This is a genomic window from Polaromonas sp. A23 (genome assembly GCF_002001015.1).
Lineage (GTDB): Bacteria > Pseudomonadota > Gammaproteobacteria > Burkholderiales > Burkholderiaceae_C > Polaromonas.
This window is the reverse complement of sequence record NZ_MUNO01000018.1, coordinates 36,836-58,638: the sequence shown is the minus strand read 5'-3', so window position 1 is coordinate 58,638 and position 21,803 is coordinate 36,836. Positions and strand designations below refer to the sequence as shown.

Here is a 21,803-nt window from a genome sequence, read left to right as displayed (position 1 = left end):
TGTTCAGCGCTTCCTTAAACCCTGCCCTTTCAGGCAGGCACATCGGTAATAGGCGGCGCGGCCGCTTCTTCCAGCCCCAGCGTCTGGATGCGTGCCAGGTAGGTGTGCAGCCGGTCGGTATCGCAGTGCACCTCCAGTGAGCGCACCTTACCCCAGGCAATGCGAAACGCATGCACGCCCTGGTTGTTGCCAACCGAGCCATCGGGCAGTGTGAAGCTGTCTTTCCAGCTCACCAGCGCATGCGTGTCCCAGGGCCAGCCGCTGACGGCGACGGATTCCAGCTCAAACCGAAGGCCGGGCAACAGGCGCTGCAGCCGCGCATACCACCTGCCGGTCGCCGCCGGGGTGCGCCGCTCGCCGGACAGCGCATGGCGGCCCACCATGAGGTGGCGATGCGGGCCGGCAAACTGCGCGACGATGGGTGCGTAGCGCCCCGCGTTGAGGTCGCCAAATGAGCGCCTGAGTTTCTGGCGAACGATGAAGTGGTACATGACAGCTCCTTTTGACTGGACGCAACATAATCTAGACAAGCGAAAGATGAGGCGATGGTAAGAGCCAAACTTTCTCATGTCAAGATGACGCCCATGACCGCAAAAACCTACCACCACGGCAACCTGCGCGAAGCCCTGCTCGACGCCGCCGAGCAATTACTGCCCGAGCGCGGCGCCGAAGCCCTGACTCTGCGCGAGGTGGCGCGGGAGGCCGGCGTCTCCCATGGCGCGCCGTACCACCACTTCGGCAGCCGCGAGGCCCTGCTGGCTGCCATTGCCGAGCGCGGGTTTGACGGCCTGACCGCCGCGATGCAGGCAGCGGGTGGAAGCACGCCGCGCGATCAACTGATTGGCATCTGCGAAGCCTATGTGGCTTTCGCGGTGCAGCATCCCACTCGTTTTCGCCTGATGTTTGGCCCGCTGCTGGCGCACAAAGAGTCCTACCCTGGACTGCAGCAAGCGGCGAATCGCGCTTTTTTTGTACTGCAGCAATCCGCCGAAACCGTCAGCCCGTCAGAGGCCATGCCGCTGGCACTGGCCGGCTGGAGCCTGGCGCATGGCCTGGCCCATCTGTCCATTCACGCGGTGTTTGACAGCCTGCCGGTTCCGGTGCCTACGGGCACTGTGCTTAGCCGCCAACTGGCGCATTGGCTGCTCGACAGCAAGTTCGGGAGCCCCGGCAAGTCAAGCACGGCAAAACGCGCCTAAAGCTTGACGGGGCTTGAATCAAGAACGAAATATGCCGTTGGCCCAATGGTTTCGGGCGTCAACAGCTACATTTTTAATAGCAATTCTTCACAGCATGGCAGTCAAGCGTTGCAACCGCCATCGTCAGCGGTCGCGCGCCTTCACGGCTGTGTCAGGAAAGTCGCTGAACACGCCGTCCACACCCATTTCATAAAACTTCCTGTACTCCGCCGCCGCATCGCCGCGGTAGTCGGACACCAGCCGCTTGGCCTCGCTGCGGAAGGTGAAGGGGTGCACAAACAGGCCCGCCGCGTGGGCGTCTTTCACCACCGGTGTGGCCGGCAGCTGCACACGGTCACGTTCATCGATGACACCGTCACCAGTAAGGTCGTCAGGCTTGCCATCGCCGTTGGCGTCCAACTGCCGCGCCGGCAGCAGGTAGGCCTTCCAGGGCCCAATGCCGTCGGCATAGGTCTTGATCTCTTTCAGACCTGTGGGGGTCAGCAGATCGGCAAAAGTGCGGCTGTCCCTGGCCACGGTGAAGTCGTACGGCCTGTCAGAAGGTGGCGCCAGCGTCACCTTGCCCTGGGCATTGACACCATCACCATCGATCAGTTGCACCAGGCGTACCGCCGTCTTGCCGCGCAGGTATTTGAGATTGCCCACTTCAAACGACTGCACGATGACCGGCGAATTTTTTGACGTGTAACCGTACTCCGCCAGCAGTTTCAGCAGCCGGTCTTCCAGCGCCAGCCCTGCGTTCACGTGGTAGGTCGGGTGTTTGGTCTCGGGGTAGACACCGATGGTCCGCCCGGTGCGCGCGCTTTCGCTGCGCGCAAGGTCCAGCACCTCGCGCAGGGTTGGAATTGCGTATTTGCCGTTGTGGGACTGGTCGCGCTCGGCCATGGCTTGTTTGGCGCGCAGCGTTTTGAGCTCGGCCAGTGTCAGATCAGTGGTGAACCAGCCGGTCTCGGCAATGCCGTCGACCATGCGCGTGGTTTTGCGGCTGGCAAATTCGGGGCGTGTGGACACGTCAGTGGTTGCAGTGATGTTGGGCTCGTGCCGCACCACCAGCTCGCCGTCTTTGGTGGCCACCACATCGGGCTCGATGAAGTCGGCGCCCAGCTCGATCGCCCGTTTGTACGACTCCAGCGTGTGCTCCGGCAAATAGCCGCTGGCCCCGCGGTGTCCGATGACCAGCGGCGCTTTGCCATCCAATGTCGGATATCGCCCTGAAGCGGCTGGCGAACCGCCGGCACAGGCGGCCAGACCCAGGATGCCAGCCGCAGCCAGCCCGGCCGCCAGGATGCGTAATTGATACATGCGTTTCCTCCGTGAATTTGAATGTCCCACTATGGTGCAGACAAATGACGGTTTGATGAAGCGCTGTTGCAAGGGCTTACCCTCTCAACCACGGTAACTGCGCGCGCGTTTCACTCAATGGACACGTCCCAAAACCGACTTCCTGAGGGCAACCCCTGAGGATGCGAACTTTTACATCCGTTGCCACTCAGTCATTGCTATGAAACGCTGGACCCTGATTGCCGCCCTCCTCCTGTCTCTTGGTTTTGCCATCCTGTCTGGCTGCAGCACGCTCGACGAGCGGCAACGCGCCTGGATCTTCCAGCCCAGCGACCGCAGCTGGAGCGGCGGGCTGGCGGCAGCCGAAGGCATGGACGATGCCTGGATTGACTTCAAGAGCATGTCCGGTGGCGATGTCCGGCTGCATGGCCTGTGGCATCCTGCCGAAGAGGCCAAGGCGCCCATCCTGTTGTACCTGCACGGTGCCCGTTTCAACGTGACCGGCTCGGCACCGCGCATGCGCCGCATGCAGGAGCTGGGCTTTTCCGTGCTGGGTGTGGACTACCGCGGTTTCGGCAAAAGCACGCAGGCGTTGCCTTCCGAAGAATCGGCCTACGAAGATGCGCGCGCAGCCTGGGACTGGCTCGCCAAAAAGTACCCCGACCGGCCGCGTTACATTTTCGGCCACTCGCTGGGCGGCCCGATTGCCATCCACCTGGCCACCGAAGTCACCGACGAACGCGGCACGATTGTGGAAGGCACCTTCACCTCCATTGCCGACGTCATCAGCACCACCAAATGGGGCTGGGTGCCGGTATCGCTGCTGATCACCCAGCGTTTCGAAGCGGCCCGCAAGGTCAGCAAGATCGGCTCGCCCCTGCTGGTGGTGCACGGCGGTGAAGACCGCCTGATCCTGCCCGACCTGGGGCGCAAACTGTACGAGGCGGCCGTTCTGCCCAAGCTTTTTGTGCTGGTGGAAGGCGGCTCGCATCACAACACCAACTCTGTCGGCCAGGCGCAGTACCGGCAGGCCCTGGCGCAGCTGTTCAGCTTGAACAGTCTCGCAGTATCCGCAGCGCCCTGATACCGAAGCGCATCGGCTCTCCGCTCTTTCGCACCTGTGCCTCGATCAGTGTGAAAGAAACTCTAGCGCCTTGGGCACAAAGTCGGCGTGGAACTGGAACACCGCGCCGTGTCCGGAATCGGGATAGATGATGAGTTCGCTGTTCGGAAGACGCTGCGCCAGATCGTGCGTGTTCTTGCTTGGGACCATACGGTCACTGTCGCCGTTCGCGACGAGGACGGGGTGATGCACCTTTGACAGATCCGCAGGCTTCTTCTCGCCCCACTGGCGCAGCGCTTTCAACTGGGCCTGCAGCGCGGCCACAGTGATTTTCTTGTCACGGTTTTCGGAACGTTCCTTGATACGCAGCAGGAACGCCTTCCCCGCGCGGATTCCTGCCGGTGTCCTGGTAAAAAAGAGGAACTGCTTCGGATCCTGGAAGGTGAGCCAGCCTCGGATCATGTCGAGGTAGGTCACGCGGGCCACCTTGCTGATGCCTTCGCCGCCGGCCGGGCCTGTTCCGGTGATGACCATCCTGCGCACAAGCTGCGGCTCCATCAGCGCAATCTCCTGCGCAATCATCCCGCCCATCGAGAACCCGAAAAGGTCCACCTGATCGAGGCCCATGGCCTTGATGAAGGTGATGGCGTCGCCGGCCATCTCTTCGATGGACGCTGCCGGCGCGCCACTCGACGCGCCAACACCCCGGTTGTCGAAGGTGATCACGCGATGCTTCGCAGCCAGTCCGTCGATGACCCGGGGATCCCAGTTGTCCAGAACGGCAGCCAGGTGGATGAGGCAAATCACCGGCGTGCCGGGCTTGTCTGCTCCAAGTTCCCGGTAGACGAACGTTACGCCACTGGCGGTGACCGTCCGCGTGGGAACATCTTTCCAGGTGACTGTCGGGTTTTGCGATGCGCTCATGTCTCTTCACCTTCTCGATATTTGTGGGGTTTCGGATTCAGGATGTCTGCGGCAGGTAGCTGGGCCTGGCCGCCGTCATCCCTTGCTTGATTTGCAGGGTGATTTCATCGGCCAGCACTTCATCCACGCCTGCTTCGAGCCCGTCGAGCGCACGCCTGACGATTTCCTCAGGGCTGGACTTTGGGACGTCGAAGCCGCGTGTGAGATCGGTGTCCACGTAGGCCATGTGCAGCCCCAGCACTTGCGTTTTCTGCGCCGCCAGTTCGCTGCGCAAGGCATTGGTGAGCGACCAGGCTGCGGACTTGCTGGCCGAATAGGCGGCCAGCTCGCCGCCGTTCATCCATGAAGCAACCGACAGGACATTGAGCAAGGCGCCGCCGTCGTTGGCTTTGAGGACGGGTGCGAAGGCCTTGCTCATGCGCAGCACAGCGAAAAAGTTGGTCTCGAAAATGCGTCGTGCAATCTCCTCGCTATCGGCTGCGAGAAAACCTCCCGGCTGGGCAATACCGGCGTTGTTGATCACCAGCGTGACATCGGGGGCTAGCGCTGCAGCGGCTTCCACGTCTTCCGGCTTGTTGACGTCGAGCCGCAGAGCTTGAACGCCAGGAAGGGTGATGGTTGAGGGATCGCGTGCGGCCGCATAGACCTTGCGGGCACCGCGGGCGAGCAAGTCGCGCGCGAATGCCAGGCCAATGCCGCGATTGGCGCCCGTGACGAGGACAACAGAATTTTCAATCTTCATGACAATCTCCAAAAAAAGGGAAAACAACCGACTCAGCCGCCGGCGCTCAGGCTTTCAGGCCTGCAGCCGCGCTGAAGCGAATAACTCATCGAACCTTGATGACAACCTTGCCCTTGGCTCGCCCTTGGGCAAGGTATTCAAGAGCTTCCTTTGCATGCTCGAACGGAAACACCTTGTCGATCACCGGCCGAATGCGCTCGGTCTTGAGGAGTTCGCTGATTTCAGCGAGCTGATCGCCGTCGGGGCGCGCAAAGAGAAATGAGTAAGTGACTCCCCGCTTTTTCGCAAGGCGCATGATCTTGCGGCTCATCAACCCGAACACGAACGTCAGTAAGAAGTTCAGCCCTCGGGCGCGAGCGAATGCTGCGTCCAGCGGTCCGACCAGAGAGACCATGGTGCTGCCAGGCTTGAGGATGCCCACAGACTTCTCCATCGCGTCACCCCTCACAGTGCCAAGCACAGCGTCATAGCCGCGCAAGACTTCCTCGAACCCCTGCTTCTTGTAGTCGACCACCTCGTCTGCGCCAAGGCTACTCACCAGTTGGACATTGCCCGTGCTGGTAGTCGTTCCCACCTTCGCGCCAAGGTGCTTGGCCAGCTGGATCGCAAACGTGCCAACACCGCCGGAACCCGCCGGGATGAACACCTTCTGACCAGCCCGAAGATTCATGCGTTCCTTCAACGCTTGCCACGAGGTGAGCCCGACCATCGGGATTGATGCCGCCTGCACAAAGTCCAGATTGGCTGGTTTCAGCGCGGCAACGCCCTCTGGCACCACCGCGAACTCGGCAATCGAGCCCGTACCAAGATCGAAGATGTTGGCGAAGATGGCATCGCCTGGCTTGAAGCGGGTCACGCGGCTGCCGACCTCCGTCACCACACCGGCCAGATCGCTGCCCATCACAGCTGGAAGCTGGAATCGCAGGACAGCTTTGAAGAGCCCGGTCGGGATCATGTTGTCGATCGGGTTGACGCCCACTGCGTGGACCTGAACCAGCAGTTCATCCGGCGCCAGCGCCGGGCGAGGAACATCGGCGAAGCCGATATCGGGAGATTTTCCATAGCGTTTGAAGGTGAGTGCTTTCATTTTTTTCCTTATTCCTGGCGTACCCAGGCCTTGTCGCCGATCTTCGAACGCTGCTCCGCACTCGTCTCGGCTATGCCCGCAAAGGCGCCGGTTACGAGGGCAATCATGTTTTTGATGCTCATGGTGTGTTTTCCTCCAAAAAGTTTTCGGTTGATCGACACGTTGGGATTTGTTGATATTTGTATGATGATCGTCATATTAAAATTCGAACAAAAAGAATAGTGTTTAAAGATCAGGTTTTGGTTAGCTGCGTCAACGCCGCTTCACACAGGCTGGTCGCCAGTGCGGGCTCGTCGACCGCCCGGGCAAGCATCAAAGTTCCGACCATTGTGGCAATGGTCACAAGCGCCCGTTCGTGGGCACCAGGCTGCCCCCAGTCAGGCGACTGGCGAGCAATTGCATCAATCATTTCCTTGATATGACGGGTGGTAACACGGCGTACTTCGGGCGCCTGGCGCGCCGTCTCCGAGCCCAGCGCGGCCAGAGGACACCCCATTTCGACCTGTTTCAGGTGCTCCGGCGAGAGATAGGCGCGAAGCATGGATGCCAAAGCTTGATCTGCAGGTACGCTGGCCACAACATCCGCCGTCAAAGCGGCTGCTTCAGCGCAGGCCCGGGTCGCTGCTTCTGCCAGCATGGCCTCACGCGAGGGAAAGTGTGCGTAAAAAGCGCCATGGGTCAGGCCGGCCTCCTTCATGATGTCGGCGACGCCAGTACCGTCGTAACCGCTACGACGGATTGCCCGCGCAGCGACAGACACGATGCGTTCGTGGGAAGCCTCCTTGGCTGCTGTTCTGGCGTTGAGTTTTGTATTTCGCATGATGTTCATCATACATAATTTCATAAAAACATGCAAGGGTTCCCGCCCGGCGTGAGACCACAACGTCTTTACGCCTGTTGCACAGAAGGCACGTCCAGAAAAAATTCCGGGAAAAACAAAAATAAGGCAGGTAATTAATACCAAACGCCAAAAATCTTGTAACAAAGTAAGACTATTTAATTTAAAGTCGCACAGACCCAACAAGAAAGACAAAGAGAGACATCCATGATCTGCCTGTCAAAACGCCTAGTGTCCGGGCTGCGTCTGCCCGCTGCAGCCGTCGCACTGCTTTCTTTCACCTATGTCCAGGCACAGAGCACAGTCGCCGCGACCCCTGCTGCTGCCCCCGTCTCTTTCAGCAGCGGTGACACCGCATGGATGCTGGTGTGTACCGTGCTGGTGCTGCTCATGACAGTGCCGGGCATCATGCTTTTTTACAGCGGCATGATGCGCGCGAAAAACGCCCTGTCGATTGTTGCGCACGTGTTTGCAGCCACCACGGTGGTGACCCTGACCTGGGTCGCCATTGGCTACTCCCTGGCGTTTACGCCGGGTACGCCGTTGCTGGGCGACTTGACCCGGCTTTTCAGCCAGGGCCTCATTGGCGCCAAAGTCGGCGCCCATCCGTCTGCGCCCACAGTTCCGGAATCCGCATTTTTCCTGTTTCAGCTGGCTTTTGCCGTGATCACATTCGCCCTGATCATCGGCGCAACCGTTGAGCGCATGCGCCTGAGCGCAACCATCTTTTTTGCAGGCTTCTGGACCGTGCTGGTTTATGCCCCCGTGGCGCACTGGATCTGGCAACCGTCCGGTTGGCTGGCGGCCATGGGCCACATGGACTATGCCGGCGGAACAGTTGTGCATATTGCGGCCGGGGCCAGCGGCTTGGTTGCCGCGAAGTTTGTCGGACCACGCCGGGGCTTCGGAAAAGAGCCCATGGTGCCCCACAACCTGATGATCACGATCATTGGCGCGGGATTGCTGTGGGCCGGATGGTTTGGCTTCAACGCAGGCTCGGCCTTTGAGGCCAGTTCCCGCGCGGTAGGTGCGCTGCTGGCAACCCAAGTGGCCGCGAGCGTGGGCGCTTTTGCCTGGGGTCTGGCCGAATTCACACAGCGCGGAAAATTCAGTGTCCTGGGCATGGCCACGGGCGCCATCGCCGGCCTGGTGGCAGTGACACCGGCGTCCGGCTTTGTGGGGCCGCAAGGCGCCGCCGTGATTGGCGCCGTGTCAGGCGTGCTGTGTTTCATCGCCGTGACGCAGTTCAAGCGCCTGACGGGCATTGACGACTCTCTCGATGTGTTTGCATTGCACGGCGTGGGCGGCTTCATCGGAACCGTTCTCACACCGGTATTTGCACTCAAGGAAATCGCCCCCGTCACCGCGACCATACTGACCAATCTCACAGGCGCCCTGGCTGTCACCTTCTACGCTGGCGCCATGACCTTTATTATCCTGCTCGTCGTCAAGCCTCTTGCAGGGCTGCGCGTGACGGCCGAGGAAGAAGCGTTGGGCCTGGATCTGGCGCAACACGGTGAAATGATTTCCGGCGCGTGAACCTGGCGTCGCCTACCCATCCAACACTTATGCAGCTAGCCATGGATCCCCCAGACTCCGAAACGATGAGTTACTTGGTGCGCATGGTCACTCCCATGAAGCGGGAGTTCGGCCGATCACTGGATGTGCATCAGTTTTTGCACGACCTTCCCTACGCGACGGAAGTTGTTCAGGAAGCGCTGAAAAGCAAGGACGAACGCCTGCGGTCCTACGCCGCATACATGGAAACCAAGGTTCTGGGCCCGCGCAACAGCAGTGCTTCTGTACTCAAGAAAGCTTCCGCGGCCAAGCCCGCGCAACCCGCGGTTGGCGCTCCCCATGAAAAGGAAATCGAGCTCAGCGACGACCTGCGGGCGCAAGCCATCGCCCGGTACCGCTCGGGCTTACGTTAAGAGGGAGTCTGCGCGGCTGCTTTGTCTGATACGCTCAGACAGATGTTCCGCTTCCTCTCGCACCGCCTGAACAGCGCTGCCGGCGCGCACAAAGCCGCCGGCCCGGGCATGTCACCTCCCTTGATCGTCCTGGTGCTGACCCTGCTGCTCGGCATCCAGCCCATCACCACCGACCTGTACCTGCCAGCGCTGCCCGCGCTCACCGAGGGTTTCGGTGCGCCGATGCCTCAGGCCCAGCTCACGCTCACCGGCCTGCTGCTGGCGTTTGGCATTTCCCAGCTGTTCTGGGGCCCGCTGTCCGACCGTTTTGGCCGCCGGCCCATCCTGCTCTGCGGCCTGGGGGCCTACGTGCTGGCGGCCATAGGCGCGGCGTTGGCACCGTCCATGGCACTGCTGATCATCTGGCGCATCGTGCAGGGCGCGGCCATGGGGGCGGCCGTCATGTGTGCCCGGGCCATCGTGCGCGACCTCTACACACCGGTGGCTGCCGCGCGCGCCATGTCCAGAGGCCTGAGCGGCCTGGGCGTGATCGCCTGCCTGAGCGCGCCGCTGGGTGGCCTGCTCTCGGACCTTTTCAACTGGCGCGCAGCGCTGCTGGCGCTGGCGGTGTTCGGGGCGGTGGCGCTCGCCATGATTGCATTGCGCTTTGAAGAAACCCTGACGCTGAAAAACCCGCGTGCACTGGAGCCGCGCACCTTGGTACGCACCTGGTGGACGATTGTGCGCAACCCGACCTTCGTCGCGTTCTCGGCGCTGTCCACAGCTTCCTATGGCGGGCTGTTCACTTTTCTGGCTGCCTCGTCTTTTGTTTTCATCAAGGTGCTGGGCCTGTCCAAGACCGAATACGGTCTGGTGATGTTTTCAATGTCGTTCGTCTATGTGCTGGGCACCTTCTGGTGCCGCCGCCTGCTGCCGCGCTTTGGCGTGCGCCGCTCGGTGGCGATGGCCGGTGTGCTCACGCTCAGCGGCGGCCTGCTGATCAGCGCGCTGGCCTGGGCCGGCATCCACAACGTCTGGGCCCTGCTGCTGCCCTATTACCTGTTTGTATTTGCGCACGGCGTGCACCAGCCCTGCAGCCAGAGCGGTGCCGTCAGCCCCTTTCCCGGCGCGGCGGGCGCGGCCTCGGCGCTGAACGGTTTTCTGATGATGATCGCCGCCTTTGCCATGGGCGGCTGGCTGGGCAGCCACATGGACGGCACGGTGTTTCCGCTGGCCTACGGGGTGCTGTTCTGGAGTGTCTGCATTTCCCTGGTTGCCTGGACGCTGGTCCAGCGACATGGCGAACCGGCCGTGCTGGCCGCGCCTGCACGCCCATGACCGCCGCGCGCTGGATCGGATTGGCGGGGCCGACCGCGTCGGGCAAGACCGCGGCGGCGTTCGCCATTGCCAAGCGTCACCTGGTGGAAATCGTCAGCGTCGATTCCGCGCTGGTCTACCGCGGCATGGACATCGGCACGGCCAAACCCACACCGGCCGAACTGGCCGCCGTGCCGCACCACCTGATCAACATCCGCGACCCGCTGCAGGCCTACAGCGCGGCCGAGTTTGCTGCCGATGCCACGCACCTGATCGAAGAGATCAGCGCGCGCGGCAAACTGCCGCTGCTGGTGGGCGGCACCATGCTGTATTTCAAGGCATTGTTGGACGGGCTCGACGACATGCCCCCGGCAGACCCGGTGATTCGCGCAGCCTTACTGGCCGAAGCTGGCGATAAAGGCTGGCCCGCGCTGCACGCCGAGCTGGCCGCGGTGGATGCCACAACGGCAGCGCGACTGGCGCCGAACGACTCGCAACGCATCTCCCGCGCGCTGGAGGTGTTCCGGCTCACCGGCCAGCCGCTGTCTTTCTTCCATCAGAAAAATGCTATCGAAAAAGTAGCTGTTAACGCCCGTTCCATAAGGGCTGGTACCCTTATTTCCCTTGAACCACAAGACCGTGCATGGTTGCATGAACGCATCGCCCAGCGCTTTGACGCCATGCTGGCTGCCGGTTTTCTGGATGAAGTGAAGGCTTTGCGCGCGCGCGGCGACCTGCATGCCAATCTGCCGTCCATGCGCTGCGTCGGCTACCGCCAGGCCTGGGAAGCACTGGAGGGCACATCCCCCATGGCCGAGCTGCGCGACAAGGGCATTTTTGCCACGCGCCAGCTGGCCAAGCGCCAGATCACCTGGCTGCGCTCCATGCCTGAACGGCAGGTGGTCGCATGCGACGATCCCGCGGCCGTGCAACAGGTGCTTGATCTCGTGAGTCGGGCTACATGAGCCTCAGCGTGCGCAATCTCGGCAAACACTACGGTGAGGCCGCGGTGTTCAGCAATGTTTCCCTGGACGTCGCACCCGGCGAGTTTGTCGCCATCGTCGGCGAATCGGGTGTCGGCAAGTCCACGCTCCTCAACTGCATGGCCGGGCTGGACAACTGGGACGCGGGTTCGGTCAGCCTGGACGGCGTGGATCTGGGAACCCTCAGTGACGACCAGCGCGCACTGCTGCGGCGCGAAAAAGTCGGCTTCGTCTTCCAGGCCTTCCATGTCCTGCCGCACCTGGACGTGGCTCAAAACATTGCCCTGCCCCTGCTACTGCTCGGCCAGCACGACGACGCGCGGGTGCAGGCCATGCTCGCCGCCGTAGGCCTGGAAGGCCTGGGCGAACGCCTGCCGCAACAACTCTCGGGCGGGCAGTTGCAGCGCGTGGCGATTGCGCGCGCCCTCATCCACCGCCCCAGCCTGCTGCTGGCCGACGAACCCACTGGCAACCTGGACCCGAGCACTGCAGCAAAAGTGATGGACGCGCTGGTGGCGCAAACGCGCGAACACGGCGCCTCGCTGGTGCTTGTCACTCACTCGGAAACTGCTGCGGCACGTGCCGACCGTGTGCTGCACCTCAGCAGCGAAGGCGTCAGCAGCTGACCTTCATCTGCCTGAAAATCACCCTTCATGAATCCCAGCCCCTTCGAAACCCTGGAATTGCTGCCCGCCACCCCACCGCGCCAGTTGTTTGTTCTGCTGCACGGCGCCGGTGGTTCGGCGATGGACATGATGGAGCTGGCCAACCTGATCGGAGACTCGTTTGCCGAAGCAGCCGTCGTGATGCCCGAGGGAATCGAATCCATCCACCTCGGCAAGACCGAGCGTCAATGGTTTCCGACTTTCGAGTTAACCGATGCCAATCATCCGGAGCGGGTGGCCAAGGCGGTGCCGCCACTGGCCGAATTCATTCGCCAGCAGCAGGAGCGCTTCGGGATTCTGCAGTCCGACACGGCGCTGGCCGGTTTTTCTCAGGGCGCAACTCTCGCACTGACGCTCAGCGACCAGCATGACGGGCTGGTCGGCCGTGTGCTGGCTTTTTCGGGGCGCTACGCGGCCTGGCCCGAGAAGGCGCCTGGCCTTACGACCATCCACCTGCTGCATGGCCAGCTTGACACGGTGGTACCGGCACAACTGGCCCAGCGCGCCTATGCCGAACTGATGGCACTGGGCGCTGACGCCACCTGCGACATTGCATCCACCGTGGGCCATGAGCTGCATCCGGCGCTGATGGCGCAAGCCGTGCACCGCCTGCAGACCTGCGTGCCGCTGCGCTTCTGGCGCTCGGCCTGAATCCATTCAGCGCCCAGACAGCAGCTCGGCGTAACGCAGCAAGTCGACATTGCCACCGCTGATGATCACGCCAACGCGCGCGCCTTTGATTGCTTCCGCGTCAACGCAAGCGCCGGCAAAAGCCAGGCAGCCTGTCGGCTCCACCACCATCTTCATGCGCTCGGCAAAAAGGCGCATGGCCTCCACCAGCTGCGCATCGCTCACGGTGAAGATGTCGTCCACGTCGCGCTGGATGATGCCAAAGGTGTAGTTACCCAGCTGCTGGGTCTGCGCGCCGTCGGCTATGGTTTTGGGCACAGGAATACTCACGATACGCCCGGCGCGCAGCGACTGCTGCCCGTCGTTGCCGGCTTCGGGCTCCACGCCATACACCTTGCACGCGGGCGACAGCGCGCGGGCGGCAAGTGCCGAGCCGCTGGTCAACCCGCCGCCGCCCAGGCAGACATACAGGCGATCCAACGGGCCGATTTCCTCAATCAACTCTTTCGCGGCCGTGCCCTGGCCGGCAATCACGTCAGGGTGGTCATACGGCGGAATCAGGGTCATGCCGCGTTCTGCTGCCAGCTGCAGGGTCAGCGCCTCGCGGTCTTCGGTGAAGCGGTCGTACAGCACCACTTCGGCACCGTAGTCACGCGTGGCCGCCAGCTTGGCAGCAGGAGCGTCCTGCGGCATCACAATGAGCGCGGGCATGCCCAGCATGCGTGCCGACAACGCCACCGCCTGCGCGTGGTTGCCGGAAGAAAACGCGATGGCGCCCGACTTGCGCTGCGCGGAATCAAACTTTGACAACGCGTTGAAAGCACCACGAAACTTGAAAGCCCCCATGCGCTGGAAGTTTTCGCATTTGAAAAAGAAATTCGCGCCCCAGCGGGCGTCAGCGGTACTGGACCGCAGCACGGGTGTGCGGTGCGCATGGCCGTCAAGCCGCGCGGCAGCGGCGACGACGTCATCGTAAGTGGGGAGTTGCATCGTGAACAAACTTTCGTTCCGGGTGGAAAAATCAAAAAAAAATCGGGACCGCCAGAAGACTGCAAGCTTATAGGACAAGGAGCTTTCCCGACAGAAACAGAAAGGCAGATTCTGTACCGATACAGATGGCGGGTTCGTCATTTACCCTTGCCTGATTCCACCGCGACACTCAAAGGCACAATGAGGCGCATGCGCGCCCTGCTCTCAAGCTTCTCCTGGCGGGAATTGCAACACAACCCCTGGCGCAACGCCGCCGCCGTGGTGGCAGTCATGCTGGGAGTAGCGCTGGCGTTTTCTGTGCACCTGATCAATGCCTCCGCGCTGAGCGAGTTCTCCCAGGCGGTGCGTTCTGTCAACGGCCAGCCCGACCTGGAGTTGCGCGCGGTGCGCGGCGCCTTTGATGAAGCCGTCTTCGCGCGTGTGGCCAACCATCCCCAGGTGGCGCTCGCCAGCCCGGTGCTGGAGCTCAACACCTACGCAGTCGGCGCCGGCGGCAAGCGTGTTGCGCTGCGTGTGGTCGGCGTGGATGCGCTGGTGGTCGGCTGGCTGGCACCTGCCCTGATGCCTGTGCCTGCAGCAGGGTCCGAGCGGCTAGCGCTGTTTTCGCCCGGCAACATTTTTCTTAATGCGGCAGCGCGCCAGAGCCTGCCGGACGAGCAACTCCAGCTGCAAAGCGGCCTGGCGCTGAAAAGTGTGCGGGTGGCAGGCAGCGTTGTTGCCGGCGGCAGCGCGCTGGCGGTGATGGACATCGGAGCGGCGCAGGAACTGTTTGAGCGCACCGGGCAACTCTCGCGCATCGACCTGCGCCTTCAGGTCGGTACCAACCGCGCAGCCTTCATCACCTCCTTGCAACTCCCGGCCGGCATCACCGCAGCCGAACCCGGCGACGACGCGCAGCGAGTAAGCAATCTCTCGCGCGCCTACCGCGTCAACCTCACCGTGCTGGCGCTGGTGGCCTTGTTCACCGGCGCGTTTCTGGTGTTTTCGGTGCTGTCACTGAGTGTGGCCAAGCGGTCGCAGCAATTTGCCTTGCTGGGAGTTCTGGGCCTGACCGGCCGCGAACGCCTGCGCCTGGTGCTCTGGGAATCCGCCATCCTGGGCACCCTTGGCAGCGCCGCTGGCATTGGCTTGGGCACCGCCCTGGCCGCACTGGCACTGCGGTGGCTGGGCGGTGACCTCGGTGGTGGTTATTTCTCCGGCGTGGCACCTGCTTTGCAATGGGATGCTGGTGCGGCGCTGGTTTACGGCCTGCTGGGAATTGCGGCGGCGCTGGTGGGCGGCTGGTGGCCGGCACGCGCCGCGCAAAAACTTCCGCCCGCCCAAACCCTCAAGGGTCTGGGCGCGCCACCGGCCGGTGGCACGCCTTATCGGCTCAGCCTGCTGCTGATGGCGGCGGGCGGCCTGCTTGCGCTGAGCCCGCCGGTGGCCGGTATCGCGCTGGGCGCCTATCTGTCGGTCGGCTTGCTGCTGGTCGGCGGCATTGCCGCCCTGCCCTGGCTGATTGCCCTGCTGTACGACCGCATCGCACCACGCGTAACGCGGCACCTGCTGCCGCTGCTGGCGGTGGAACGCGCGCGCCGCGTGCGCGGCAGCGCGGCCATTGCCGTCAGCGGCGTGGTCGCTTCACTAAGCCTGGCGGTAGCATTGACGGTGATGGTGGCGAGTTTTCGCGACTCGGTCACGCACTGGCTGGACGTGGTTCTGCCTGCCGACCTGTATGTGCGCACCGCCAACAACACAGCAGCCGGCGACACTGTTTTCTTCACACCGGCTTTTGTGCAGGCATTGGCGCAACTGCCGGGTGTGGCGCGCGTCAGCACCCTGCGGGTGAGCTCGCTTCTGCTGGACGCCAACCAGCCCGCCGTTGCACTGATAGCCCGCGACCTGCAAGACCCGGCCCAAAGCCTGCCGCTGATTGGCCGCCCGCTTGTTGTGCCGGCGGGCCACGTGGCCATTTATGTCAGCGAACCCATGCTTGATTTGTACGGTGCACGCCCCGGCACCGAATTCACCCCGATTTCAAGGTCTTTTGAGGCCCTAGCCCTTGAAACACGGGCGCCAGCAGCTATCAATTCAGGAGCAGAGGCCAAGCAATCCAAGTTTTATGTAGCCGGTGTCTGGCGCGATTACTCCCGCCAGTTCGGCGCCATTGCCCTGGACCGGCGCGATTTCGAAACCCTGACCGGCGACCAACGCGTCAACGACGTGGCACTGTGGCTAACCCCTGGCGCCAGCGACACGCAGTTGCAGCAGGCAGTGCGCGCACTGGCGCAGGCGCAGTCTGGTTCGGGCGAGCTGATTGAATTTGCGTCCAGCAGCCAGATCCGCGCCACATCGCTGCGCATTTTCGACCGTAGCTTTGCCGTTACCTACTGGTTGCAGGCGGTGGCCATTGCCATTGGACTGTTCGGCGTGGCGGCCAGTTTCAGCGCGCAGGTGCTGGCGCGGCGCAAGGAATTTGGCTTGCTCGCCCACCTGGGCCTCACACGGCGGCAAATCCTGATGCTGGTTGCCGGCGAGGGCGCAGCGTGGACGCTGGCCGGTGCCGTGGCCGGGCTGGGCCTTGGCCTGGCCGTATCTCTGGTGCTGGTGCATGTGGTGAATCCGCAGAGTTTTCACTGGACCATGGACCTGGCCCTGCCATGGGCGCGCCTGCTGGCCCTGTGCGCCGCTGTGGTTCTGGCGGGCACCGTCACAGCATGGCTGGCCGGGCGTGCGGCGGCCGGCAAGGACGCGGTGCTGGCGGTCAAGGAAGACTGGTAGCCAGGAACGACTCCACCCCTGTCAATTCTGTCTGCTATCCGTTGAAGCACCGCGATTTGCTTTTTCATTTGCTTACCAAACTCCCTGCGGCAGAGCGTGAAATTTTGTGAATTGTCATGACTTCGCCGCACAAGCGGCGCAACATGAAGTCTCACTCAAGGAGTTTCAATCATGGCAACCGCTCACGCCCAGTTCCGTATTGAAAGTAGCGACCCTTTGCGTGGCAGCCTGTTGCCCCCGGCGCCCCTCCAGCGGCTTTACTCCGATCAGTCGCTCGCGGTGGCTGTGGCAGTTAAAAGCCTGACCGACCCCACGCGCCAGGACATCCGCGTGGTGCACATTCCCACAGGGGAAATTGTTTTCCAGACCTCACAGTACTAGGGTCCTGAGGCCGGTTGACATTCACGTGCCAGCGCCCGACCCCTGGCGAAATTCCATCAATGTCTTGAGCAGGTTGCGCGTAGCGCCATCCACCGCTTCCAGCGCCCTGTGCACCACCAGGGTGTGGCGTGTCAGCAGCGGCTTGAGCGGAACGACCTGAATGCCCTGGTGCACTTGCGGCTCCCCCGGGTGTTCCAGCGGAAGCACCGCCGCACCATAACCGGCGGCCACCAGGCTTTTCATGGCTTCGTTGTAATTGAGTTCGATGCGTGTGCGTGGGCTCAGGCCCGCGTTGGCAAACCACTCCATGGTGAGGTGGTACATGTGGGTGCTTGCATCGTTGAAAATCAGCGGCCGCGCAGCCAGCCATTGCGGCGTGATGCGCTTGGGTACAGGCCAGTGCTTGGGCACAAACGCCATCATCGGATCGCTGCGCCAGTGCGTCATGACCACACCGGGCCGAGGGAGCTGCGGCGAAGCCACCAGCCCGACGTCTAGCGTACCCTGGCTAAGCCGCTCCATCGCTTCCCCGGAGCCGAGGATGCTGACCTCCACGTCAATGTTCGGGTGAGCCCGCTCCATAGCCTTGAGCACCTCGGGCAGCAGGTAAACCAGCACGCCGGTCGAACTGCCCAGCCGCACGCGGCCGGTACGGCCCTCGACATGACGCTGCACCGCATCCACCGCATCGTCCGCATCCCGGAGCAGTTGCCTGGCACGGTGAACCAGCACAGCGCCGGCGGCCGTGGGTTCGACCTTTCTGCCGCCGCGCACCACCAGCGGCGCACCCAACCGGCTTTCCAGCTCGCTGACATGCAGGCTCACCGTGGGCTGGGCCAGATGCAGCGCGCGCGCCGCTGCCGAAAAAGTGCCCAGGTCGGTGATGGCCACGAGGGTGCGAAGTTGGTCAAGGTTCAATTCACGCATCAGATATCCTGATAGTTTTGATCAGAAAACTCAACTTTCACAATAGCACGAAAAACTGCACCATCAGGTCTTCCACTTCAGGAGACCTTCATGGTGTTCAAGATTGCCCTTCCCTTTCACGGCCTGGTGCGCGGGCTGGCGCAGCTGATGCCTCGCGGGCAGGTGACAGACAAGTGCCTGCAGCAAGGCCGGGAAGAACTGTTGCAAATGAGCGCGCGCGAACTCAACGACCTCGGCATCAGTCGCGGTGACATTCCGGCCTTGCTTGAAGATCCGCAGGCCTGGCGCAGGGACAGGCGCTAAACCGGCGGAAGCGCAAAATTTTCGTGCGCAAAACACTCAACCGGCGTAGCATGGCGAAAGAACTCTCCAGGACTTTTCAGGAGGTACTGCACCATGAACATCGTTTTGGTTGCCATTGTTCTGGCCCTCGTCTGCCTGCTGGTGATCTGGCTTCTGCCAAGCTGGCGCGCCTTGAGCGTGCAACTGACCAGCCTGTTTCCCAACTCACCGGCCGACGCCGTGCTGACGCCCGTCCAGTTGCCGAAAAAACTGCGCGCCGGCAAACAGCCGCCGGTGCATGCATCAGCCCGTCTGCACGGCAGCAAGCGACACACTGTGCTGCCGCACCAGGCACGGGGGCGTTAAGCCCGCCCGGCGGCGGGCAATAAACCGCCGCACGCCGCTGTCAGCCGCTCAGTGGGTAATGACCACCAGCACGCTGCAGGGTGCATGCTCGATCAGTGACTTGGACACCGACCCCCGCCACCAGCGCGCTGCCCAGCCGTCCAGATGTTTGTGGCCCACCACAATCAGGTCCGCGCTGATTTTTTTGGCGTATTTGGTGATTTCATCTACCGTCTCACCCACCACCACCTCGCCCTTGGCCTGATGGCCCGCAGCAGCGAGCTGGCTCAGCCCCTCGTTCAGAACAGCGGTGTATTTTTCCTTTTCGTGCTCGGCCAGGCTTCTGTCGTACACGCCGCCTTCCACACCAATCAGGTCCATATAAAGCGGCGTCACGGCAATCAGGGTGAGTGAGGCCTGGCTCCACTGCGCAATCTCCTGACAGTCCAGCAAGGCCTTCTGTCCGGCCTTGGAGCCGTCATATGCCAACAAAATTTGCTTGTACATGGTGTCTCTCCCGCTTGGTCAAAAATGGGGGCAGGGGCAATGCCTGACCCAAGGATAGACCTTACATCCCGGCCTCGCAACAGGAGTAGTCCTACAAAAGGCCGGGCCTGCTGCGAGAATGTTTCGATGCCGCCACGGATCACCCTCGCCCACACACCCAGCTTGCTGCGCCGCCGCATGCTGCTGCTGCTGGCAGCAAGCCTGTCCGCAGCCGGCTTGGGGACAACCCATGCATTGCCACGCAAGGCGCTGCAGTTTCCGCGCGACTTTGGTGCGCACCCTGACTTTCGCACCGAATGGTGGTACATCACCGGTCACGCAAATACGGGCGCGCGCGAGTTTGGTTTTCAACTCACCTTCTTTCGCTCACGCGTGGATGGCACACAAGGCATGGCGTCCAAATTCGCCGCCAGGCAGCTGATGTTTGCGCATGCGGCCCTCACTGACGTGCAAGGCAAGAAACTTTGGCATGACCAACGCATTGCACGCGAGGGTTTTGACGTAGCCACCGCCAGCACGCAGGGCATGGCCATCAAGCTGCGTGAGTGGACGCTGCAAAGCCAGGGCCGCACCCACAAAGCGCATCTGGCCGCCAGTGACTTTGCACTGGACCTGCAATTCACGGAAACCCAGGGTGTGCTGTTGCAAGGCGACCAGGGCCTGTCACGCAAGGGGCCGGAAGCAAAACAGGCGAGCTATTACTACAGCCTCCCGCAACTGGCGACCGCGGGCAATCTGCAGCTCAAAGGTCAAAAATTTGAAGTAACGGGCAAGGCCTGGCTGGACCACGAATGGAGTGAAGAAGTGCTGCACCCCAGCGCCACAGGCTGGGACTGGATAGGCATGAATCTCGACGACGGCAGCGCCCTCACGGCCTTCCGGCTGCGTGACAAGGAAGGCAATGCCCTGTGGGACGGCGGCTCTTTCCGTTCTGCAAAAGGAGATCTCTTTGCCTTCAGCCGCGGCGAAGTGATCTTCAGGCCGGTGCGCCGATGGAAAAGCCCTCTAAGCCAGGCCAGCTATCCGGTGGAATGGTTGGTGCGCACGCCGGCCGATATCTACACCGTGCGTGCCGTCATCGACAACCAGGAACTCGACAGCCGTCAGTCGACAGGCGCGATCTACTGGGAAGGCCTGAGCGAGCTGATTGACAGCAATGGCAAGCGAGTCGGCCGCGGTTACCTGGAAATGACGGGGTATGCGGCGGCGTTGAGGCTTTGATGAATGATTTTGGCTGTTTAACCCCGATGTCCGCTTATCAAAAGTTTTTGACATTAGCACCCGACGTCCACTCTGCGACCCAAAGCAGAGGTCATGCCTTCTTTCGTTGCACTCGATTTTCTCGGATGGTGCGAACATCCTTGCGCATTGATCTGGGGATCAATGCAACAGCGAAAACCGCGAGGGCAAATTGAAACCAGAAGGCCAGCCAAAACATAGTTGGCTCGCTTTCCAACCGAATCCATCGATTGGCCTTGCTGAACTTGATTTCACCAGTGAGTGTCGCATTGAGACAAGCCCATCCCAGAATAAGCGCGAGGCAAAGTCCAGCAATATTGCCAATCAAGGAGAGATAAGGGCTATTCCACCAACGCTTCACGATTCTGAACCTAATGTCCACCTCCGACAGGTTGTCGTCATCCCAGCTGCAGCAGAGGTGGATTCGAAAGACTCACTCTACCTCGGTAGACCATTTGAGGGTTCCCTTTGTCCAAGCGACGCTTTCCGCATACTCAATTGCCGCCTTGAGCGTCGCAAAGTTTGCTGACTCACGGTTGGCGTAATCAACTGGTGAGGTGGGTGATGCCCACTGCACGTCGAATCCTGCAACCTTGAGATCGTTGCAGACCTCAGGTAGATCCTCCCAATCGCCCGTGCCCCATCGTATGGAACAACTCACAATCCGTACACCAGTAGAAATCTGGCCGTCATACAACCAAGTGCCTTCTTTAATAATCGCAATGTCATTCATGGGAGCCTTAGCTGATCTCCGCTTCTGGCCGAAAGCGGACGTCACGACGCACAATCAGGCAGGAAACCAACGCAAAAACACACCCTGGCAGTTACGCGGTGCTCAGGATGCGCCAAGCATTCCAGGAAATCTTTCCGGAGTTGCTCGAACTCTTCTCCGGCGGTCATCTGCAGCGATTTCATCCTGTCGAAACGGTCTGCCCAAGCATCCAGTATCTCGCGGCTTGCCGGCCCCGTGAAGGACAGCTCCTGGTCGTTCAGCGAGAGTTCCTTCACGTCTTGAAACCCTGCCAGTTTCATCTGGGACGCCAGCTTGCTTCCCATCGAGAAGTCGTATCGTTTGGCAATCAAAGCATCCTTCGCGAAGGCGTTCAGAATTTGCGCGGCCCGTACCGATAGCGGCTCGTGGCCGAACATGTCGTCAACCTCTGTCAGCGCAAGCCAACCGCCCGGCTTCAGCGCAGAGCGCCACTTCCGCAGCACAGGTTCCAGATCCGGAAAATACGCGGTAACGAAGCTGGACCAGATTCCATCAACTGGCTCAGTCGGAAAAGCGTCCCTGATATCACCGAGAAGGAATGTTGCACGTGGAATGTTTTTGCTTCGCGCTACCGCCAAAAGCTTCGGGTCCAGCTCAACACCGACAACGGCAGCGCCCAGTTCAGCCAGATCTCTTGACTGAGTTCCAACGGCGCAGCCTAAGTCCAGCACCTTTTTCCCCTTCAGGTCTGGGAGGGCGCGATAAGCAGTTCGCCAATCACGCCACGCGGACTGGCGTTCGTACTGAGTTGCGATATCCATGCCACACTTTACCGCGACATACGCTTGGTGAAATGCAATTCTGGCGCATGGCCAGGGGGCATCACGGGCATGTACCAGCTTTCCTACACGCTGGCTGCGCAGGACTTGCGTTAGGCCCCGGTTGCCATCCCGGACCCGGATCAAGTCCGGAGCAGGCCTGATCCGGGGATCCATGCCGCATCAACCGCAGCCCCACG

Annotated in this window: 25 protein-coding genes; 13 read left to right on the top strand and 12 right to left on the bottom strand. The window is 61.7% G+C overall.

The genetic code is table 11. The features are described from left to right. Positions 1 to 29: 29 nt before the first annotated feature. On the bottom strand, positions 30 to 491 hold the full coding sequence (locus B0B52_RS09165; protein WP_077593327.1) for a nuclear transport factor 2 family protein: 462 nt from the start codon (positions 489 to 491) through the stop codon (positions 30 to 32). A 93-nt stretch (positions 492 to 584) separates the two neighbouring features. On the opposite strand from B0B52_RS09165, the gene B0B52_RS09160 reads away from it, so the two are divergent. Beyond that, positions 585 to 1,199, top strand: coding sequence for a TetR/AcrR family transcriptional regulator (locus B0B52_RS09160; RefSeq protein ID WP_077593563.1), 615 nt, complete (start codon positions 585 to 587; stop codon positions 1,197 to 1,199). Between the two features lie 123 nt (positions 1,200 to 1,322). Here the strand turns inward: B0B52_RS09160 and B0B52_RS09155 are convergent, their stop codons facing one another. Continuing rightward, positions 1,323 to 2,501, bottom strand: a complete 1,179-nt coding sequence (locus B0B52_RS09155; RefSeq protein WP_077593326.1) for a glycerophosphodiester phosphodiesterase — start codon at positions 2,499 to 2,501, stop codon at positions 1,323 to 1,325. 199 nt (positions 2,502 to 2,700) lie between these two features. Between B0B52_RS09155 and B0B52_RS09150 the strand changes: the two genes are divergently transcribed. Continuing rightward, positions 2,701 to 3,564 (top strand): alpha/beta hydrolase, encoded by an 864-nt coding sequence (locus B0B52_RS09150; protein WP_077593325.1) that lies wholly within the window; start codon positions 2,701 to 2,703, stop codon positions 3,562 to 3,564. Positions 3,565 to 3,609: 45 nt separating this feature from the next. Here B0B52_RS09150 and B0B52_RS09145 read toward each other — a convergent pair whose 3' ends face one another. From B0B52_RS09145 to B0B52_RS09130, 4 genes are all read right to left on the bottom strand, one after another. Further along, positions 3,610 to 4,467, bottom strand: a complete 858-nt coding sequence (locus B0B52_RS09145) for an alpha/beta fold hydrolase (RefSeq protein WP_077593324.1) — start codon at positions 4,465 to 4,467, stop codon at positions 3,610 to 3,612. A 37-nt stretch (positions 4,468 to 4,504) separates the two neighbouring features. Continuing rightward, positions 4,505 to 5,209, bottom strand: a complete 705-nt coding sequence (locus B0B52_RS09140) for an SDR family oxidoreductase (RefSeq protein WP_077593562.1) — start codon at positions 5,207 to 5,209, stop codon at positions 4,505 to 4,507. Positions 5,210 to 5,294: 85 nt separating this feature from the next. Further along, the gene (locus tag B0B52_RS09135) at positions 5,295 to 6,296 is read right to left on the bottom strand and encodes an NADP-dependent oxidoreductase (protein ID WP_077593323.1); all 1,002 of its coding nucleotides are present in this window, start codon (positions 6,294 to 6,296) and stop codon (positions 5,295 to 5,297) included. 232 nt (positions 6,297 to 6,528) lie between these two features. Beyond that, entirely contained in the window at positions 6,529 to 7,128 is a 600-nt protein-coding gene (locus tag B0B52_RS09130; protein ID WP_077593322.1) for a TetR/AcrR family transcriptional regulator, read from the bottom strand. 213 nt (positions 7,129 to 7,341) lie between these two features. Here B0B52_RS09130 and B0B52_RS09125 point away from each other — a divergent pair, with 213 nt between their 5' ends. Genes B0B52_RS09125 through ypfH form a run of 6 tightly spaced genes read left to right on the top strand, consistent with a single transcriptional unit; the run spans position 7,342 to position 12,660 of the window. Beyond that, the gene (locus B0B52_RS09125; protein WP_077593321.1) at positions 7,342 to 8,673 is read left to right on the top strand and encodes an ammonium transporter; all 1,332 of its coding nucleotides are present in this window, start codon (positions 7,342 to 7,344) and stop codon (positions 8,671 to 8,673) included. Between the two features lie 41 nt (positions 8,674 to 8,714). Then, entirely contained in the window at positions 8,715 to 9,065 is a 351-nt protein-coding gene (locus B0B52_RS09120; RefSeq protein ID WP_139351877.1) for a hypothetical protein, read from the top strand. 42 nt (positions 9,066 to 9,107) lie between these two features. Then, the gene (locus tag B0B52_RS09115) at positions 9,108 to 10,382 is read left to right on the top strand and encodes a multidrug effflux MFS transporter (RefSeq protein ID WP_371327389.1); all 1,275 of its coding nucleotides are present in this window, start codon (positions 9,108 to 9,110) and stop codon (positions 10,380 to 10,382) included. Beyond that, a complete protein-coding gene (miaA, locus tag B0B52_RS09110) occupies positions 10,379 to 11,326 on the top strand; it encodes a tRNA (adenosine(37)-N6)-dimethylallyltransferase MiaA (RefSeq protein ID WP_077593319.1) in 948 nt (315 codons plus the stop codon). The genes B0B52_RS09115 and miaA overlap by 4 nt, the downstream gene beginning before the upstream one ends. After that, the gene (locus B0B52_RS09105) at positions 11,323 to 11,970 is read left to right on the top strand and encodes an ABC transporter ATP-binding protein (RefSeq protein WP_077593318.1); all 648 of its coding nucleotides are present in this window, start codon (positions 11,323 to 11,325) and stop codon (positions 11,968 to 11,970) included. The genes miaA and B0B52_RS09105 overlap by 4 nt, the downstream gene beginning before the upstream one ends. Before the next feature lie 27 nt (positions 11,971 to 11,997). Next, on the top strand, positions 11,998 to 12,660 hold the full coding sequence (ypfH, locus tag B0B52_RS09100) for an esterase (RefSeq protein WP_077593317.1): 663 nt from the start codon (positions 11,998 to 12,000) through the stop codon (positions 12,658 to 12,660). A gap of 6 nt (positions 12,661 to 12,666) precedes the next feature. Here the strand turns inward: ypfH and B0B52_RS09095 are convergent, their stop codons facing one another. Continuing rightward, positions 12,667 to 13,629, bottom strand: coding sequence for a threo-3-hydroxy-L-aspartate ammonia-lyase (locus B0B52_RS09095; RefSeq protein WP_077593560.1), 963 nt, complete (start codon positions 13,627 to 13,629; stop codon positions 12,667 to 12,669). A gap of 189 nt (positions 13,630 to 13,818) precedes the next feature. On the opposite strand from B0B52_RS09095, the gene B0B52_RS09090 reads away from it, so the two are divergent. Then, complete coding sequence (locus tag B0B52_RS09090; RefSeq protein ID WP_077593559.1) at positions 13,819 to 16,392, top strand: FtsX-like permease family protein; 2,574 nt, start codon at positions 13,819 to 13,821, stop codon at positions 16,390 to 16,392. 171 nt (positions 16,393 to 16,563) lie between these two features. Beyond that, complete coding sequence (locus B0B52_RS09085) at positions 16,564 to 16,773, top strand: hypothetical protein (protein ID WP_077593316.1); 210 nt, start codon at positions 16,564 to 16,566, stop codon at positions 16,771 to 16,773. A 21-nt stretch (positions 16,774 to 16,794) separates the two neighbouring features. Here the strand turns inward: B0B52_RS09085 and B0B52_RS09080 are convergent, their stop codons facing one another. After that, positions 16,795 to 17,700: a LysR family transcriptional regulator gene (locus B0B52_RS09080; protein ID WP_077593315.1), complete on the bottom strand. Its 906-nt coding sequence runs from the start codon at positions 17,698 to 17,700 to the stop codon at positions 16,795 to 16,797. A 90-nt stretch (positions 17,701 to 17,790) separates the two neighbouring features. On the opposite strand from B0B52_RS09080, the gene B0B52_RS09075 reads away from it, so the two are divergent. Beyond that, positions 17,791 to 18,003 carry a DUF1127 domain-containing protein gene (locus B0B52_RS09075; protein WP_077593314.1) on the top strand — a complete coding sequence of 71 codons (213 nt, stop codon included), beginning with the start codon at positions 17,791 to 17,793 and terminating at the stop codon, positions 18,001 to 18,003. 93 nt (positions 18,004 to 18,096) lie between these two features. Next, positions 18,097 to 18,348 carry a hypothetical protein gene (locus tag B0B52_RS09070; protein WP_077593313.1) on the top strand — a complete coding sequence of 84 codons (252 nt, stop codon included), beginning with the start codon at positions 18,097 to 18,099 and terminating at the stop codon, positions 18,346 to 18,348. Positions 18,349 to 18,396: 48 nt separating this feature from the next. On the opposite strand, the gene B0B52_RS09065 is transcribed toward B0B52_RS09070, so the two are convergent. Further along, on the bottom strand, positions 18,397 to 18,834 hold the full coding sequence (locus tag B0B52_RS09065; protein WP_077593312.1) for a universal stress protein: 438 nt from the start codon (positions 18,832 to 18,834) through the stop codon (positions 18,397 to 18,399). A 126-nt stretch (positions 18,835 to 18,960) separates the two neighbouring features. Between B0B52_RS09065 and B0B52_RS09060 the strand changes: the two genes are divergently transcribed. Beyond that, a complete protein-coding gene (locus B0B52_RS09060) occupies positions 18,961 to 20,055 on the top strand; it encodes a lipocalin-like domain-containing protein (protein WP_077593311.1) in 1,095 nt (364 codons plus the stop codon). 91 nt (positions 20,056 to 20,146) lie between these two features. On the opposite strand, the gene B0B52_RS22125 is transcribed toward B0B52_RS09060, so the two are convergent. From B0B52_RS22125 to B0B52_RS09050, 3 genes are all read right to left on the bottom strand, one after another. Further along, entirely contained in the window at positions 20,147 to 20,434 is a 288-nt protein-coding gene (locus B0B52_RS22125) for a hypothetical protein (RefSeq protein WP_139351876.1), read from the bottom strand. Positions 20,435 to 20,506: 72 nt separating this feature from the next. After that, on the bottom strand, positions 20,507 to 20,806 hold the full coding sequence (locus B0B52_RS09055) for a hypothetical protein (RefSeq protein WP_077593310.1): 300 nt from the start codon (positions 20,804 to 20,806) through the stop codon (positions 20,507 to 20,509). A 41-nt stretch (positions 20,807 to 20,847) separates the two neighbouring features. After that, positions 20,848 to 21,606, bottom strand: coding sequence for a bifunctional 2-polyprenyl-6-hydroxyphenol methylase/3-demethylubiquinol 3-O-methyltransferase UbiG (locus B0B52_RS09050; protein WP_168173512.1), 759 nt, complete (start codon positions 21,604 to 21,606; stop codon positions 20,848 to 20,850). Positions 21,607 to 21,803 lie beyond the last annotated feature (197 nt).

Excerpts from the sequence above, each read along its gene's own strand:
- B0B52_RS09165 (WP_077593327.1), bottom strand. The coding sequence starts at position 491 with ATGTACCACTTCATCGTTCGCCAGAAACTCAGGCGCTCATTTGGCGAC.
- B0B52_RS09160 (WP_077593563.1), top strand. The coding sequence starts at position 585 with ATGACCGCAAAAACCTACCACCACGGCAACCTGCGCGAAGCCCTGCTC.
- B0B52_RS09155 (WP_077593326.1), bottom strand. The coding sequence starts at position 2,501 with ATGTATCAATTACGCATCCTGGCGGCCGGGCTGGCTGCGGCTGGCATC.
- B0B52_RS09150 (WP_077593325.1), top strand. The coding sequence starts at position 2,701 with ATGAAACGCTGGACCCTGATTGCCGCCCTCCTCCTGTCTCTTGGTTTT.
- B0B52_RS09145 (WP_077593324.1), bottom strand. The coding sequence starts at position 4,467 with ATGAGCGCATCGCAAAACCCGACAGTCACCTGGAAAGATGTTCCCACG.
- B0B52_RS09140 (WP_077593562.1), bottom strand. The coding sequence starts at position 5,209 with ATGAAGATTGAAAATTCTGTTGTCCTCGTCACGGGCGCCAATCGCGGC.
- B0B52_RS09135 (WP_077593323.1), bottom strand. The coding sequence starts at position 6,296 with ATGAAAGCACTCACCTTCAAACGCTATGGAAAATCTCCCGATATCGGC.
- B0B52_RS09130 (WP_077593322.1), bottom strand. The coding sequence starts at position 7,128 with ATGATGAACATCATGCGAAATACAAAACTCAACGCCAGAACAGCAGCC.
- B0B52_RS09125 (WP_077593321.1), top strand. The coding sequence starts at position 7,342 with ATGATCTGCCTGTCAAAACGCCTAGTGTCCGGGCTGCGTCTGCCCGCT.
- B0B52_RS09120 (WP_139351877.1), top strand. The coding sequence starts at position 8,715 with ATGGATCCCCCAGACTCCGAAACGATGAGTTACTTGGTGCGCATGGTC.
- B0B52_RS09115 (WP_371327389.1), top strand. The coding sequence starts at position 9,108 with ATGTTCCGCTTCCTCTCGCACCGCCTGAACAGCGCTGCCGGCGCGCAC.
- miaA (WP_077593319.1), top strand. The coding sequence starts at position 10,379 with ATGACCGCCGCGCGCTGGATCGGATTGGCGGGGCCGACCGCGTCGGGC.
- B0B52_RS09105 (WP_077593318.1), top strand. The coding sequence starts at position 11,323 with ATGAGCCTCAGCGTGCGCAATCTCGGCAAACACTACGGTGAGGCCGCG.
- ypfH (WP_077593317.1), top strand. The coding sequence starts at position 11,998 with ATGAATCCCAGCCCCTTCGAAACCCTGGAATTGCTGCCCGCCACCCCA.
- B0B52_RS09095 (WP_077593560.1), bottom strand. The coding sequence starts at position 13,629 with ATGCAACTCCCCACTTACGATGACGTCGTCGCCGCTGCCGCGCGGCTT.
- B0B52_RS09090 (WP_077593559.1), top strand. The coding sequence starts at position 13,819 with ATGCGCGCCCTGCTCTCAAGCTTCTCCTGGCGGGAATTGCAACACAAC.
- B0B52_RS09085 (WP_077593316.1), top strand. The coding sequence starts at position 16,564 with ATGGCAACCGCTCACGCCCAGTTCCGTATTGAAAGTAGCGACCCTTTG.
- B0B52_RS09080 (WP_077593315.1), bottom strand. The coding sequence starts at position 17,700 with ATGCGTGAATTGAACCTTGACCAACTTCGCACCCTCGTGGCCATCACC.
- B0B52_RS09075 (WP_077593314.1), top strand. The coding sequence starts at position 17,791 with ATGGTGTTCAAGATTGCCCTTCCCTTTCACGGCCTGGTGCGCGGGCTG.
- B0B52_RS09070 (WP_077593313.1), top strand. The coding sequence starts at position 18,097 with ATGAACATCGTTTTGGTTGCCATTGTTCTGGCCCTCGTCTGCCTGCTG.
- B0B52_RS09065 (WP_077593312.1), bottom strand. The coding sequence starts at position 18,834 with ATGTACAAGCAAATTTTGTTGGCATATGACGGCTCCAAGGCCGGACAG.
- B0B52_RS09060 (WP_077593311.1), top strand. The coding sequence starts at position 18,961 with ATGCCGCCACGGATCACCCTCGCCCACACACCCAGCTTGCTGCGCCGC.
- B0B52_RS09055 (WP_077593310.1), bottom strand. The coding sequence starts at position 20,806 with ATGAATGACATTGCGATTATTAAAGAAGGCACTTGGTTGTATGACGGC.
- B0B52_RS09050 (WP_168173512.1), bottom strand. The coding sequence starts at position 21,606 with ATGGATATCGCAACTCAGTACGAACGCCAGTCCGCGTGGCGTGATTGG.